This is a genomic window from Halopenitus persicus, assembly GCF_002355635.1.
In the GTDB taxonomy this organism is placed as follows: Archaea; Halobacteriota; Halobacteria; order Halobacteriales; family Haloferacaceae; genus Halopenitus; species Halopenitus persicus_A.
On the sequence record NZ_AP017558.1, the window covers coordinates 2,888,259 to 2,901,290 of the forward strand.

The 13,032-nt window shown below is 64.3% G+C and carries 15 protein-coding genes; 13 read left to right on the forward strand and 2 right to left on the reverse strand.

All coding sequences use genetic code 11. The features are described 5' to 3' along the window. The first annotated feature begins 214 nt into the window (after positions 1–214). Both CPZ00_RS14070 and CPZ00_RS14075 read left to right on the forward strand, forming a co-directional pair. Positions 215–532, forward strand: a complete 318-nt coding sequence (locus CPZ00_RS14070) for a DUF7342 family protein (RefSeq protein ID WP_157744261.1) — start codon at positions 215–217, stop codon at positions 530–532. Continuing rightward, on the forward strand, positions 525–920 hold the full coding sequence (locus CPZ00_RS14075; protein WP_096391456.1) for a DUF433 domain-containing protein: 396 nt from the start codon (positions 525–527) through the stop codon (positions 918–920). Before CPZ00_RS14070 ends, CPZ00_RS14075 begins: the two co-directional genes overlap by 8 nt. A 114-nt stretch (positions 921–1,034) precedes the next feature. Here the strand turns inward: CPZ00_RS14075 and CPZ00_RS14080 are convergent, their stop codons facing one another. Continuing rightward, complete coding sequence (locus CPZ00_RS14080) at positions 1,035–1,280, reverse strand: winged helix-turn-helix domain-containing protein (RefSeq protein ID WP_096391457.1); 246 nt, start codon at positions 1,278–1,280, stop codon at positions 1,035–1,037. Positions 1,281–1,446: 166 nt separating this feature from the next. On the opposite strand from CPZ00_RS14080, the gene CPZ00_RS14085 reads away from it, so the two are divergent. From CPZ00_RS14085 to CPZ00_RS14130, 11 genes are all read left to right on the forward strand, one after another. Further along, positions 1,447–1,875: a hypothetical protein gene (locus tag CPZ00_RS14085; protein WP_157744262.1), complete on the forward strand. Its 429-nt coding sequence runs from the start codon at positions 1,447–1,449 to the stop codon at positions 1,873–1,875. A gap of 91 nt (positions 1,876–1,966) precedes the next feature. Further along, positions 1,967–2,464, forward strand: coding sequence for a hypothetical protein (locus tag CPZ00_RS14090; RefSeq protein ID WP_096391459.1), 498 nt, complete (start codon positions 1,967–1,969; stop codon positions 2,462–2,464). Between the two features lie 141 nt (positions 2,465–2,605). Then, a complete protein-coding gene (locus CPZ00_RS14095; RefSeq protein ID WP_096391460.1) occupies positions 2,606–3,532 on the forward strand; it encodes a hypothetical protein in 927 nt (308 codons plus the stop codon). Then, a complete protein-coding gene (locus CPZ00_RS15765; protein ID WP_096391461.1) occupies positions 3,525–4,205 on the forward strand; it encodes a helix-hairpin-helix domain-containing protein in 681 nt (226 codons plus the stop codon). Before CPZ00_RS14095 ends, CPZ00_RS15765 begins: the two co-directional genes overlap by 8 nt. A 114-nt stretch (positions 4,206–4,319) precedes the next feature. Next, complete coding sequence (locus CPZ00_RS14105; protein WP_096391462.1) at positions 4,320–4,724, forward strand: hypothetical protein; 405 nt, start codon at positions 4,320–4,322, stop codon at positions 4,722–4,724. A 76-nt stretch (positions 4,725–4,800) separates the two neighbouring features. Beyond that, positions 4,801–5,376, forward strand: coding sequence for a hypothetical protein (locus CPZ00_RS14110; RefSeq protein WP_096391463.1), 576 nt, complete (start codon positions 4,801–4,803; stop codon positions 5,374–5,376). Between the two features lie 85 nt (positions 5,377–5,461). Beyond that, positions 5,462–5,794: a hypothetical protein gene (locus CPZ00_RS14115; protein ID WP_096391464.1), complete on the forward strand. Its 333-nt coding sequence runs from the start codon at positions 5,462–5,464 to the stop codon at positions 5,792–5,794. Positions 5,795–6,056: 262 nt separating this feature from the next. Beyond that, positions 6,057–6,218 (forward strand): hypothetical protein, encoded by a 162-nt coding sequence (locus CPZ00_RS15455; RefSeq protein WP_157744263.1) that lies wholly within the window; start codon positions 6,057–6,059, stop codon positions 6,216–6,218. Beyond that, positions 6,215–7,144, forward strand: coding sequence for a hypothetical protein (locus CPZ00_RS14120; RefSeq protein ID WP_157744264.1), 930 nt, complete (start codon positions 6,215–6,217; stop codon positions 7,142–7,144). The genes CPZ00_RS15455 and CPZ00_RS14120 overlap by 4 nt, the downstream gene beginning before the upstream one ends. After that, on the forward strand, positions 7,137–8,711 hold the full coding sequence (locus CPZ00_RS14125; protein WP_157744265.1) for a hypothetical protein: 1,575 nt from the start codon (positions 7,137–7,139) through the stop codon (positions 8,709–8,711). Before CPZ00_RS14120 ends, CPZ00_RS14125 begins: the two co-directional genes overlap by 8 nt. Next, a complete protein-coding gene (locus CPZ00_RS14130) occupies positions 8,704–10,575 on the forward strand; it encodes a hypothetical protein (RefSeq protein ID WP_096391467.1) in 1,872 nt (623 codons plus the stop codon). Before CPZ00_RS14125 ends, CPZ00_RS14130 begins: the two co-directional genes overlap by 8 nt. A gap of 239 nt (positions 10,576–10,814) precedes the next feature. On the opposite strand, the gene CPZ00_RS14135 is transcribed toward CPZ00_RS14130, so the two are convergent. Then, on the reverse strand, positions 10,815–13,019 hold the full coding sequence (locus CPZ00_RS14135) for a hypothetical protein (RefSeq protein WP_096391468.1): 2,205 nt from the start codon (positions 13,017–13,019) through the stop codon (positions 10,815–10,817). Between the last annotated feature and the right edge of the window lie 13 nt (positions 13,020–13,032).

The window sequence follows — 13,032 nt, forward strand, 5'->3', positions numbered from 1 at the left end:
CGTGCGAGACGCGTGTGCCGCCGTCAGGTACGGCGGTGGGCTTAGGTGGAGTTCCCGCCCGCAGCGCGCGGGCGGGCGTCATCCACGTGGTTCTGGAGGAACCCCGTCCGCCGTCGCGTTCGGCGGGCGGGCTACGCTCCCGTCTTACTGCCCCTGACTATCCATAACCACGGTGACAGAAACGAAGTGCCGCGAGCGCGTACCCACGTGTATGATGGAGGACATCGAGGACGTCGACGTCGAGACGGAGCCGCTGTCCTTACCCGACCGCGACGAGGAGGCGCTACGCCGCGAGAAACGCGAGGAACTGGCCGACCTCCCTGAAGAGGATCTGCGGGCGGAACTCGCCCGTCAAGAAGAGGAGGAGCAGGAGTGGCGTGACAGGTTCGACGTCGACGGCCCGGACGAGTTGGAGGAAACCATCAGCGGGGAGATGGACGCGGACGAGCGGCGGCGGAGAAGGCGTATCGCGTACTACTGGAAGCAGAACAGGCACGTGCGTGGGATGATCGAGGAGGTACTCGATGGGTGACGCGCACGTGGAGGTACCCGAGGATGGGGAGCCGCGTATCGCGGGCAGGCGTCTATCCGTACTGAGCGTCGTACTGACGGTTGGCGGTACCGACGTGACCATCGAGGAGTACGCCGAGGAGCACGAACTGGACGTGAGCGAGGTGACGGCGGCGTTGGCGTGGGCGGCCACGCGCGAGGAGTGGATGGCCAGTCTGATCGAGGAGCGTGCGATGGCGATGGAGCAGGCGATGGACGACCGTGACTACCCCGTCACCGTGGACGCGCCGCCGGGGCTTGACGCTGGGGACGTGGCTGACTATCGCAGGCGGGCGATGGAGGCGCTCTCCACCGTGGTGAGCGACTGGCGGCAATACGGAGACACGCGGTGGGGCGACCGCGAGAAGTAGGAGTCCCGGGCAGCATCGTCCCGTGCCGCCCCGCGCCCCGAGGTGGCCTCCCTTCCACCCACGTGATTCTCGGGGAGACACGGACTTGAATGCCGGCGAGGTAGGCTGCGAGAATCAGTCGTCGAACTCGTCGGCGGGTAGGTAGTCGCGCGCGGCCTCGGGTCTGTCATACAGGTGCGGCGCGACGGTCATCAGCACGCCGTGTTCCACGAGACGCTTCACACGGTCACGGACGTGCTGTTCGTTCTTGTCGATCACGCGGGCGATCAGGGTGGTGGTGGCGCGACCGTGCGCGTCGATCTCGTCGAGGATGGCTTCGTCGGTGGGGCTGAGATGGATGTCGGTTTGGGTTGCCGTCATCGTAGGTGATTGTACGGCCTCCCTTGACTTAAACACCTTGTCTGGCAAGCCCTGCTGAACTACCCTTGTTGAGCAAGGGGTTTATCACTCCCCCTTGCCTACTGGGCAGTGAGAAGAACACGACGCGCCCCACGGAGGTGACGAAGCCAACCACAAGTGATCCAAAATGAGCGAAACCCAACACACCTCGACTGAACCAACTGAGAAGAAAATCGAACGCGACGTCCGACACGCTCGGAGTCGGATGATTGCAACCGTTCAGACCCTGCTCGCCGACGAGTACGAGTTCGACATCGTCACCCCCGACGACACTCACCTACACGCGACGATGGAGCGGGCGGTTGCGCCGGGTACGTCCGACATCACCGTGCTACGGGCGCAAGAGGTACACGACCGCCGCATCGCCGCGATACTGTGGGCGTGGAAATACTCCGACGACACCGCGCTCCTCAAGGCTGACTTTGGGGGGAACAGCGAGGTGATGTACGTCACCGCCGACGCTGATCTCATCACCACTGCTCTCGGCCATCTCGTCGTGACGAACGATGAGTGGGGGGTGGAGTACGATGCAGACGGTGACCTTCCCAACCAGTAACCCGTTTGGAGCGACCGGGGTTCGACTCCTCGGACGGGCTTCGTTGCACGGTGGAGATGACGCCGCCACGAAAACCAACACACGATCCACAATGAACGCCGAAATCTCCGCCATCGACTACGATCTGACCGCCCTGACAACTGACCGCGACCGCGCCAACGGCGTGAAGTACCTCAGCCTCATCGAGGACGAGGCCCGCGTCACCCACATCGCCGACGACTACGACGTGCGCGTCGATGACCTACAGCGCATCGTCTTCGCGCTCGGTGCGACGCTTGACCACGACATTCTCGACGATGACGACGTGATCTACACTGACGGCGGCTACTCGGTCATCGTGGCCGTCGAGCACCGTCACCTCGTCGAGGAGACCATCAGCCGCGAGATCAGCGACGAGGACGCGCTGGACGCGGAGCGCGAGATGGCCGAGCAGTACGACGTTGACCCCGATTCCGTGGAGGACGAGAAGGCCATCGCGCACTACCGTGACCAGCTCGCGCTGGCCGTACTCAAGGCGATGCGGGCCGCCGACGGGAGCGGTCACACGTACCCCGCCGGCTACCCGCTCGTCGTCCTCGCCGAGGAGTAGAGCGAGCGCCCTCGAACCAGCCGTCCGCGTGAACGTCCTGACTCGCATCGTAGCGGGACGCGGGCCTCGACGACGCAGGATGCACGGAGGTGATTCAGACGCGACAGACTGCAAGACAGCCACCACGAGAACACGAGAACGATGAACGACAACGAGAACGACTTCGAGAACGAGCACAGTATCCGAGCAATCTGGACGGACGGCGAGGGCCGCGTCGAAGACCACCGCATCCGTCCGCAAGAGGTGAGCGAGGACAAGTTGGAGATGAGCCTGCTGATGCGACTTGGCGGGCCGCGAGGACGGTTCTACCTGCACGCCGAGGTGACGTTCGCCGACGATGAAGACGAGGGAGGCCACCACATCGAGATCCGGCGTCGTGCCGGTGACGTGGTTGACGAGTTCACTATTGGGTGGACGACCGCTGACCCCGACGACGCGACGGGCGCGACGCAGGCCATCTACGAGACCTACCTTCACGCCGCCGACGACTGGTACGCCTTCGCTGTCGGCGCCGAACAGGCCGAAGACGAGACCGAGGGTGAACCGATCTGTACGACGTTCACTCCCGCGACGGACGCAGGCGACTTCGGCTACATCTGCCCGTCCTGCGAGAAGACGAATCCGCTCAAGGGAGACCCGCTAGAGTTCGCGGACGTTCCCTTCGACTGTACCGGATGTGGGCACGTCGCGTTCCTCGACGGTGAGGCCCTCACCGCGTTCGCCGCAGAGCTGGCCGAGATGGAGGACGGCACTCCGGCGGAGATGCAGGCCGCGTGCCGCATCCACGAGGCGCTCCACGACGACGTGGAAGCGGACACCGCCGTCGAACAGTCCGTGCAGGACGTTGAGGACGAAGTGGACGTACCGGCGGATATGCTGGTGACGACGCGCGCCCACGAGGACATCTGGATGCTCTCGTGGGGAGAGATGGATGTCGAGGTGACCGTCGCCGAGGACGGGGCCTTGTGGCAGATTGAGGTCACGGAGCGCGGCGAAGTCGTGGCGAAGGCGACGCACAACGACGAGGAGTTCCCGACCGCCGAGGAGGCGGGTGGTCAGAATGAGTGAGCAGGCGTCCCTCGACTCCTTCGTGGGAGACGGTGAGACCGAGGAGGAGACCTCCGACGAGGACACCGACAATACCTCCGGGGCGACGCTGATGACGCCGGAGGAGGCCGTGGAACAGGGCCATCTGGACGTTGAGCGTGCCTTGGAACGTGGAAGCGTTAGCGAGGAGTGGGCCATCGAGAACGGACACATCGAGCCCGCCGAAGAGCGTGATCCCGAGGAACTCGACTGGGAGGACTACCGCGAACACGTCAAGGATGACCCGAAGGCCTACTGCCTCGAGCACCTTGACGGATGGACGTACGGGGAAGTCGTGCAAGCCGTCAGCGACCGGGCCAGCAACCTCACCGAGTTGAACGGTATCCTCATAATTCCGAAGCAGGATCTGATCGACAGGGTGGACTCCCTCACCTGCTCCAAGGCAACCGAGATCCACCAGCGTTTCCTGTGGGACATCGACGAGGACACCGGGATGGTGTCCGTGTTGGGGCGCGAGAAGTGTCATACGAAGGAACGTTGGAGGCTGAAGGAACACCAAGCGAAACGCCTCCTGTACCACTTCGGTTCGATGGAGCGGATCGCCGAGGCCTCCAAGGAGGAACTCGAAGAGGTTCCCGGTGTCGGCCCCGCGACCGCCGAACGGATCGTCGAGGACGACGTGGAGTACAACTAACCTACGGGGTGGCGTCCACTTCTGCGGTGGATTGACCCCGCCGCGTCCGCTGTTTCTCTAACCCCTTCGGACAGTGCGCTTATCCGATCGCTTCCGCTGAATAGCGGGTGCAACGTGACGCAGAACGACGAGAAGGTACTGAACGGATTCGTCGACGATCGAACGCTCCAGACGACGCTCGCCGACATCGAGGAGCGCGTGGATGACGCCTTCGGGGATACGTCGAAGCATGGCCCTGATGACGGGGACTTCCACGTCGCTGACTTTGTTTGGAGTGGTGAACTCTACCCCGACGGCACGATCACCGTCAACCCCGAGCAGGACGACGGAGTCGTCGATCTGGACGTGTACCTACGCGAGGACAGCGCGATAGTGTCCGCCCTGTACTCCCGTGGGTACCGCGGGTCTTGCGTGTACGTCGGTAGACGGGGTGCTGTCCTCGATGCTGTGCGCGAAGTCGCAACGTGGGAGGAGACAGCCGAGGTAGGAGGCGACATACTGAATCGTCATCTGGACTGAGCCCGTTCACTATCCTGCTGAGGCCGTTTGCGTCTGTACCTTTATCCGCGGCTGGTTCAATCCCGATAAGAGTGCAGTGACCGAGAACCTGCACGACAACGACGACGCGAACGACAACCAGCAGTACTGCAACATCGACGCCATCGAGTCCGAAGCCCTCCGCGACGTTGCCCGCCGGTGGCGCGACGCGGGACTCGAACTCGAGTCGGGCAACACGCTCGGCGGTGACTACGTCAGCCACCTCCACAGCCGTGCGAAGGTCTACGTCACGCACGGCCAGTACGCCGTCACCGCCCCGGATGGTGAGCATCGGTTCGATTCGGCGAGGGACGCGGCGCAGTACGCATTCGGGATCACGGAGGAGGTCAAGCGCGTGACCCGCTACGCTTACTTCCCTGTCGAGATACAGCACCTCCTTGACGAGCTCGCCGAGGAGGGCTTCGAGATCATCTACGGCGACGTTGAGAGTGAGGGAGGCGGCATCGCATTCGCCGCCGAACGCGGTGAGACCAGCATCTACGTGGCGGACTGGACGCATTCGTGGGCGATGACTTGCCGTGGCCCCGACCGCCCCTCCTACGACAACACGTGGGAGCACCCGAGTCGCGTCCGTGGCGAGGTCTGGGGTTGGCTTGAGGAATTCGGGGATTAGCCCACGCGCGGGCTGGCCGCGCGGCCCGCGGGGAAGTTCCGTTTTTCCGGCCCTATATCCGGGTCACACACCGAGGATCTAGTAGATGATCGAACAGCCAAGCATCGACGACGAGACCATGACCAGCCTGCACGCGCGGGACGCGGTGACGGACGCCGTACTGTGGTTCGACGGCTACCGCGACTCGACGCGTGCCGCCGAGGAGTTGGAGAACATCGCCGACCGCATCCGGGGTGGGGGAGCACCCGCCGCCTCGGAGGCCTCTACTGCTCTCGCCGCGAACGTCCTTTCGACCGTTCGACTGGCGGAGCAAGAGGGTGCGGACGCCGAGGAGATCGCCGACGTACTCGAGCGTCTGGCGGAGACGCTTGACGAGGCCGGTTGGGGTGGCGTTCGGGCCGTCGCGGCCCTGCAGTAACGCGGTTCTTCTTGTCACTTCGAGAAGGGGTTTATCCGGGGCAGAGGCGTAGATATGACTGTAGAGTGACAGTTAATCGACCGCTGATCCTCTGGACGAACAGAGGGTACGAAATCGTTTGCAGCGACTGCCATTCCGGCGAAGACGTGTCTCTGACGCCTTCTGTCGCCGCTAAACAGCTCGAAGACGCGCAGCGTGACCGCGATGCGGCCAGCGCGTGTGCGTACTGCGGCCAGCCCTTCCCATCCGGGAGTGATGCGCCGTGAGTCTCGACGAGATCGCCGACATGTGGTTTGGCGAGAAACAGTTGCTCTGCCCCGAATGCGCCCGAATCGTCGAGGAATCGCATCTGCAGACTCTGGACGGCGAACTCGTCGCCGTCTGCCGGGACTGCTGCCCCGACTGCGGGGGTGATGCTCCATGAGTGCCAGTGACCGCATCAAGGACAGGATGGGCGCCGGCACCCGTGAGGATGGGATGTACCACCCCGACGACGGCGAGGCCGTCGATCCCGAACTCGTCGAAGACCCGGACACGCTGAACGACAGCTCCAAGTCCGGCCTCGTCGGCACCGTGATGTCGTACAAGTGGGTGGCACTCGGCTGGGGAATCCTCCTCGCCGCCGTCCTCGGCTACCTGACGTGGGTTGGCAGCACGTTCTTCATCTCGTTCGTCACCAACCCGCTCGTCATCGCGGCGGCGGTCATCGCCGCCTACACGGCCTTCGTGGGTGTGATGGTTTGGAACCGCGCCCGTCGGAAGCTCCGACACACGGACACCTACGTGCAGCACTCACCGCTGCCGAACAAGCCGATGCGGCGGTTCCACGGCGAGTACGTCACCTCGAAGCAGGGCAACTCCGTGTTCATCCCCTACAAGGGGACGAGGTGGTTCGGTCTCAAGTGGGAGGCGTACCGCCGCGCTGACTTCGGCTTCGAGGAGCGACCGGACGAGCCGGTGAAGATTCTCGTCCGGCGGCAGGCGTCCGTGCGGCGCACCGAGACGGGCACGTACATCTCCCACATCTCCCCCGAATTCGAGCTGTCTCGCGGTGGGATTGCGGAACTGAAGCCCGACCGGCCGGAACTCGCCGACAAGGAAACCGTTCGGAACCAGAAGGAGGAGATCGAGAACCTCAAGGAGCAGATCGAGGAGCAGGAGTCGAAGATTCAGACGCTCCGCGAGCGGGCGCAGAACGCCGAGGAGATGGCGAAGGAGCAGTTCGACAAGCATCTCAGCCAGTTCAAGCGTCACTACACGGATATGCGGGAAGCCGAGCCCTCCCGCGTCACGACTGGACTGGAATCCGGGCTCGGAGACATCGAGAACGCTCTTGAGGACGATGAATAGCATTAGAAGCATCGCCGCCGTCCTGCTCGTGCTCGTCGTCACCACCGGCTTCGCGCCGATGGTGGCGGTGGCGCAGGAGGACACCAGCGGCGATTCCGACACGAACACGACAGACACGAACGCCACCATCAACGGCGCGGAACTGGCCATCAGCCAACCCCCACACGTCGACGAGGCGGTCGGCGATCCCACAACGACGGAAGACGGGACGCCGCTCTACGAGGCGCAGGGCGCCGAGTTGGATCTGAAGCCGCAGAACTTCGCCGCCGAGGACGTGAAGAGCTACGGCGTCGCCGAGGACGGCGGCTCGATGGCGTACGACGAGCAGATGGAAGTGTACACGCTCGGAGCGGACGCTGACGGCACGTACACCGTCTACTGGGTAGTCGAGGAAGAGGTAGAGGTTGAGTCCGAGAACGGGAACGGCACGACGACGGAGACGCGGGAAGTCCGGTACGAAGCCGCCGTCCGCACGGAGGACACGGGCGGCGTCTACGTGTCCCAAGAGCGACTCAACGAGCTGGAGAACCAGAGCGCGCTCGCTGAGCAGACTCTCGGAGAGTTGGAGCGGCTCGGCTACTACGACTCCCAGTCCGATGACCCCGAACAGTTCCTCGGGCAAGTCGTCCAGCGGTACCACCTGTACACGAGTCCGTTTGCCGCGCTGTCCGGGAGCTACACCGCGCTCGCCATCGGACTCATCAGCAGCATCGGTGGTCTGATCATCATCATCCAGTTCGGCGGATACCACACCGTCGTCACGGAGCGGATGCGCCGCAAGCTCGGCATCTACGAGTCCGTCGAGGCCGAGGAGGGCGCGCTGGCCGACCGGGCCGTCGAGATGGACGCCCGTGACCGCCTGCACAAGGCCGCCAAGGTGCGCCCCAGCGACATCGTGACCGACGAGGCCATCGCCGAGGCCGCCGAGGAGGACTTCGGCCGGACGCTCCTCGACGAGGAGACCGCGTTCTACCAGACGGTCTCCCCGCTGAACCTCGCCCACGACAGACTGCAGGCGATGGGGCAAGTCGGGTACCGCGCCCTCGTGGAACGCGGGGGTGATGGCGACATCGAGTCCGCCGAGATTGTCGAGGAAGCCCCCGAGGAACTCGCCGAGGACGTGGAGGTGAACGAACTTGATGACCCCGACGAGGCACTCGTCCGTGAAGTCGGTGACAGTCGCCCGGTCGTGGACTTCGACTACGGCGAACACGACATCGACTACTCCGAACTCAAGACGCCGGTCTCGCTGGACTTGGAGCAGACGCTGGACGAGTTGGACGTTGAGACGGACGTGATCAGCGAGGAAGAGTGGGGCAAGTACCTCGCGGAGATGCTTCAGACCGTCCGGCAGATGCCGGACACGCGCCCGGACGGCACGCCGGACACGCTCCGCTACTTCCTCGGCCACCATCTGAAGAAGGCGCAGGTTGCGGACGAGCGGTTCGACATCCCGGTCTCGACGTATGCTGTCGAGGCGCTGGACGCGGCAATCGACAACCACGATCCCGTCGAGGAGGCGCGGGAGCAGATCGACAGTCTCCGCAGTGGTGGTCAGAATGATTGACGCGCTCGCCCAGATCAACGCGACGGAGGTTCAGACCGTCCACCGCGTCATCGCGGCGTTCGTCGTCGCGCTGGCCGTCGCCGCGCTCGCCATCATCCGGTGGCGCATCGCGTACCGCGGCCTCGACGAGCGGCAGGCACGGGTCAAGAAGCACGTCCTCCGCTCGAAGTACCGGCAGACGCCCGAGACCGTCACGCTCCGTGAGCCCGACGAGGACGCCATCTGTGCCCTGTGGGAGGACGACGCCGGCACGCCCGCCGATGGGGAGCACGGGGCGATCGCCGAGACCATCGGCGCCGTTCAGGACGGGATCTCCCGCCTGCTCGCGCCGCTCCCCACGTTCGGCGTCCGTCTCGTCGAACTGGCCGTCCTCGTCGCCGTCGGCGGCGCGGTGGCGGTCAGCACGGAGTCCGTCGTCCAGCACATCACGAAGAGCCCGTCCTACCCCGGAGGTAGTGGCGTGCTTGAGTCGCTTACCGCGGCGACGTCGACGGTCGTGGACGCGGGCGCTACCGCGCTCACCGCCTTCCCGCACGGCGAGCTGGTGGCCAACCTCGTGTTCGCGTACGGCACGCTGGTGATGACGACGATCTACCAGCACTGGTACGTGACCGCGGGGCTCCTACTCGTCGGCGCGGCCATCGTGTCCGTCCTTGACCGCCGCATCGAGGCCGTGGACACGTCGATGATCCGTCGCAAGTCCCGCGTCGCGCTCCGATTCTGTCTCGGACTCGGCGTCGTCTGGCTGGCCGGCGTTCTTCCGCACGTTGCGCTGGCTCCGGTCGTCGGCGAGTTCGCGGGAGTCGTCGGATTCGTCTCCGCCGCTCTGGTTGGACTCGTCCTCGGCGTCCGTGCGGGCGCGAAGTGGGTGCGCGAGCTGGCTCGGACGGCGACTGACCCGGAGACGCTCGCCCTCGAGCCGTCGACGCTGGTGTATCTCGTCGCGAGGAAGGCGTGGGGCGTGCTTGCCGTGCTTGTCGCGCCGCTCGTCCCGGTCTACTTCCTCGTCGCGATCGTCGACGGTTCGATGTGGACGGTCGCGACCGCGATCGGCGACGTCAGTGTCGAGGTGCAGGTCTTGCTGGCCGCCGTGGCCGCCGTGATCGTCCTCGGCGTCGTGCATCAGGCGCGCGAGGCGTGGGGCGACATCCGTTCCGCCGCCGAGGCGACGGTGAGCAACGCCGTCGTCCGCGCGTTCGTCCTCAAGTCCGTGCTGACGGTCTTTGCCGCCGTAGTCGCCGGGATGACGGCCTACGGAGTGACCGAATCGCTCCCGATGACGTTCGCGACTGGCGCGGGCGCGGGGATCCTTGCCCGCGTCGTCCACCTGCTCGGCCGGCGCGCGCTGTTCCACGGTTCCATCCTCTTCGAGGGCGGCGAGTCGGACGGAAAGCGCGCCGTCTCCGTCCACGGCTACCGCGTCGAGACCGGCGAGGGCGGTGAAGAGAAGCCGTACGCCGTCATCGGAGGCCGCGTGGAGGTGATGCGCGACGACGTGGGCGCGGCCGTCGCCGACGTGGAGGCGGTCGTGGACGACATGCTGTCGGCTGGCGAGGTTGACGCGAACGTGGGTGTGAAGCACGCCGAATATGCAACCGAATTCGGCGTAAGCGGGGACGAGACGGCGAAGAAGAAAACCAGAGAGAAGATCAGGAAGCAGGTCTGGCACGAGCTTCGACGTTCGGACGGCCCCGTGCCGCGCGAGCGCGTCGAGGAGCGGTGCGATGACCTGCCGCCAGAGATGGTTGAAGAGTGCCTGCGAGTGTGGCGTCAGAAGGGGTATATCCGCGAGAAGCGCGGGTACCTCCGCGTGAAGCGAGACCCATGGAGCCGCGATGAGACCCCGGTGGCCACCCGGCTATAGACCGTCGCAACCCCCATCGCAACCTTCATCGCAACTATAATCGAGGGACGGCCCCCGATTGTCGCAACCATCGCAACCACTGGAGAAGGTGCTACTTTGTAGCCTCTATGAACACGCGCGCTACCACGTACCCGCGATCAATTCCTATCGCGTGAAATTCTTTGAGCGCACACCCCCTCCTGCCCTGCTCCGAGCGGGTCGGAATCCGTCCGCAACCCCGAAATCACCGATAAGGTCTGCTACCGATCCGTGTCGATTGGTTCCGACGCGTCCTCTACTTCTGGCTCACGCGCCGTGTCGAGGTACTCCTTGCCCGCCGCGGTCAGCTGGATGCCCTCGTAGACGTATCCCTCCGACAACTCTCGCTTCTCGGGCTCGAAGCCGAGTACCTCGGCACAGGCGTCGGTGAAGTCGTTAGCGAACGTGACCTGTCCGCTCCGTGTGCCGAGTTCGAGTTTCTCGCGCCCAACTGCCTCGCGGTACTCGTTGTGGCTGGTCTTCACGTCGTCGACGGCGGTGTTGCCGCTGGCCTGCTCGACGCACTCCTCGACGTAGGCGAGCATGGGGTGCATCTTGGGATCGTACTCGCTGTCCTCGTCGGCGAGTTCGGCGGTCGGCGTCTCGGGCTCCTCGAGGCTCCAGTCCGCGTGTTCGACGTCCGCCGGGCTTCGGAGCTTCTCGTTCTGCACGTACTTTACGCGCGCCGCCGGGCCGCCCTGATCCTTCTTCTCGTCCCAGTGGTGGAACGGGGCCGGGGCGTAGTGGATCGGCGAGAGGAACTCGATGCGGTCGCGCTCCACCGACTCTTCAACTTGACCGACGACACCCGCCTGCCCGGCCTTCTGATTGAGGGTCTCGTAGAACCGCTTCCACTTGTCGGCGGCGACGTAGCTGAAGGCGTTCTTCACGGAGTCCTTCTTCTCGTTGAAGATGACGTACCGGTTGAACATCTCGCGGACGCTGATGTGGATGTCGCCGATTTTCTGCGTGTCCGCCAGCACGTGGATGGACTGGTGCCGGTTCCGTCGGAACGTCTTGCCGAGGTTCGTACCGATCTCCTTCTGCAGGGCCTCGGCGTGATCGTCGCTGCTCGTACGTCGGGAGTGGGGAACAACCTCCCAAAGTTCCCGCATCACGAGGACGCACTCGTTCCCATAGTCCGTGTTCTTCCGAATCGAGGGGATGACGTTGACGAGGTGGCCGAACGCCATCAGCTTCGACGCCAAGTCGTCCATGTACGCCTGCGAGAACACGGTGATGGTCTCCTCGTCGTTCATCACCTCGTCGAAGTCGATGTTGTACTCGCACTCGCTGGTACGGATCCATCCCTGTCGCTGGAGGCGTTCGACGGCGTGGATAGCGCGCGCCTTCACGCCCGCGTCCGTGTCCTCCAGCGACTTGATCTGCTCAATCAAGTCGGCGAGACTCCAGTCGTCCTGCTCCTCGTCGATCTTGTCGTACGCGGTCTCAATCTCCGCCGCCTGCTGCTCGGTCAGCCGGCCGCCCATCAGCGAGATGAACAGGTCACTCGGGATGTCGGCTGCCGCCACCGTGTACGGCTTGACGAGGAACTCCTCGCTGTTCGTGTCGTACGGAATCTGTGCGTCCGGGAGGTCAGGCGTGTACGGGTGATACACCTCGAGTTCCGGTCGCGGGAGTTCAGGGTGCGTGACGTCCTCGGCGAGTCCGAACTCGTCGCGGATGCGCTTGAGCGACGCCTGCTGCTGAGGAATGTCCTTGAACCAGTTCTCGAAGGAGAACCCCATCACGTCGATGATCTTCGTGTTGGGCTCTCCGGGCTCGAAGTTGCGGCAGTAGAACGCGTACTCCTCGCTCTCCTCGGATGCCGACTTCCCCTGTCCCGTCCCACCGCTGTACAGCACCTTCACGGGGCCGGACTGATCCGTGATAATCCCGACTTCCTCGCCGAGATCCATCTCACGACTCTGGATGTGTTCACCCACCTTCGTCCCGAAGGCGAGGGCGTCCGCCCGGTCGCGCATCTCCTCGGGGATCAGCCCCTCGTACTCGGCGATGCAGACGTAGCTCTTGAACGCCTTCTCGACGGTATTCTTTGCCCGCGTGTGGCCGTCAACCAGTCCCTTCGCCCGGAGCTGTACCTCCTCGGTCGAACTCGGCGGTTTCTTGCCGAGTTGAGCGATGTACTTCTTGGGTTCGTCGTGGAACTGCTTGATCGCCAGCCAGTGCCAGCCGTCCCAGTCCGCCAGCTGTTCACCGTACTGGTACACCTCACCGACGGCGTCGTCGATCAGGAACTCGTCCAACTCGGTCATCCGCACAGCGACGTACTGGTAGTGCTTGCGGTCATCGCGGGCGAGCGCCCGGGAACACCGCTTGATGAGTTCCCGCACAAGCCGCTGTCGAGACCACTCGTCCTCCTTGATCTGCTTGTCTTGGAAGTGTTCGTCAAAGGATTTCGTCATAGTATGTCGAAAA

What these genes read in the sequence shown, in the direction of transcription:
- CPZ00_RS14070 (WP_157744261.1), top strand. Translation starts at nt 215, where the DNA reads ATGGAGGACATCGAGGACGTCGACGTCGAGACGGAGCCGCTGTCCTTA.
- CPZ00_RS14075 (WP_096391456.1), top strand. Translation starts at nt 525, where the DNA reads ATGGGTGACGCGCACGTGGAGGTACCCGAGGATGGGGAGCCGCGTATC.
- CPZ00_RS14080 (WP_096391457.1), bottom strand. Translation starts at nt 1,280, where the DNA reads ATGACGGCAACCCAAACCGACATCCATCTCAGCCCCACCGACGAAGCC.
- CPZ00_RS14085 (WP_157744262.1), top strand. Translation starts at nt 1,447, where the DNA reads ATGAGCGAAACCCAACACACCTCGACTGAACCAACTGAGAAGAAAATC.
- CPZ00_RS14090 (WP_096391459.1), top strand. Translation starts at nt 1,967, where the DNA reads ATGAACGCCGAAATCTCCGCCATCGACTACGATCTGACCGCCCTGACA.
- CPZ00_RS14095 (WP_096391460.1), top strand. Translation starts at nt 2,606, where the DNA reads ATGAACGACAACGAGAACGACTTCGAGAACGAGCACAGTATCCGAGCA.
- CPZ00_RS15765 (WP_096391461.1), top strand. Translation starts at nt 3,525, where the DNA reads ATGAGTGAGCAGGCGTCCCTCGACTCCTTCGTGGGAGACGGTGAGACC.
- CPZ00_RS14115 (WP_096391464.1), top strand. Translation starts at nt 5,462, where the DNA reads ATGATCGAACAGCCAAGCATCGACGACGAGACCATGACCAGCCTGCAC.
- CPZ00_RS14120 (WP_157744264.1), top strand. Translation starts at nt 6,215, where the DNA reads ATGAGTGCCAGTGACCGCATCAAGGACAGGATGGGCGCCGGCACCCGT.
- CPZ00_RS14125 (WP_157744265.1), top strand. Translation starts at nt 7,137, where the DNA reads ATGAATAGCATTAGAAGCATCGCCGCCGTCCTGCTCGTGCTCGTCGTC.
- CPZ00_RS14130 (WP_096391467.1), top strand. Translation starts at nt 8,704, where the DNA reads ATGATTGACGCGCTCGCCCAGATCAACGCGACGGAGGTTCAGACCGTC.
- CPZ00_RS14135 (WP_096391468.1), bottom strand. Translation starts at nt 13,019, where the DNA reads ATGACGAAATCCTTTGACGAACACTTCCAAGACAAGCAGATCAAGGAG.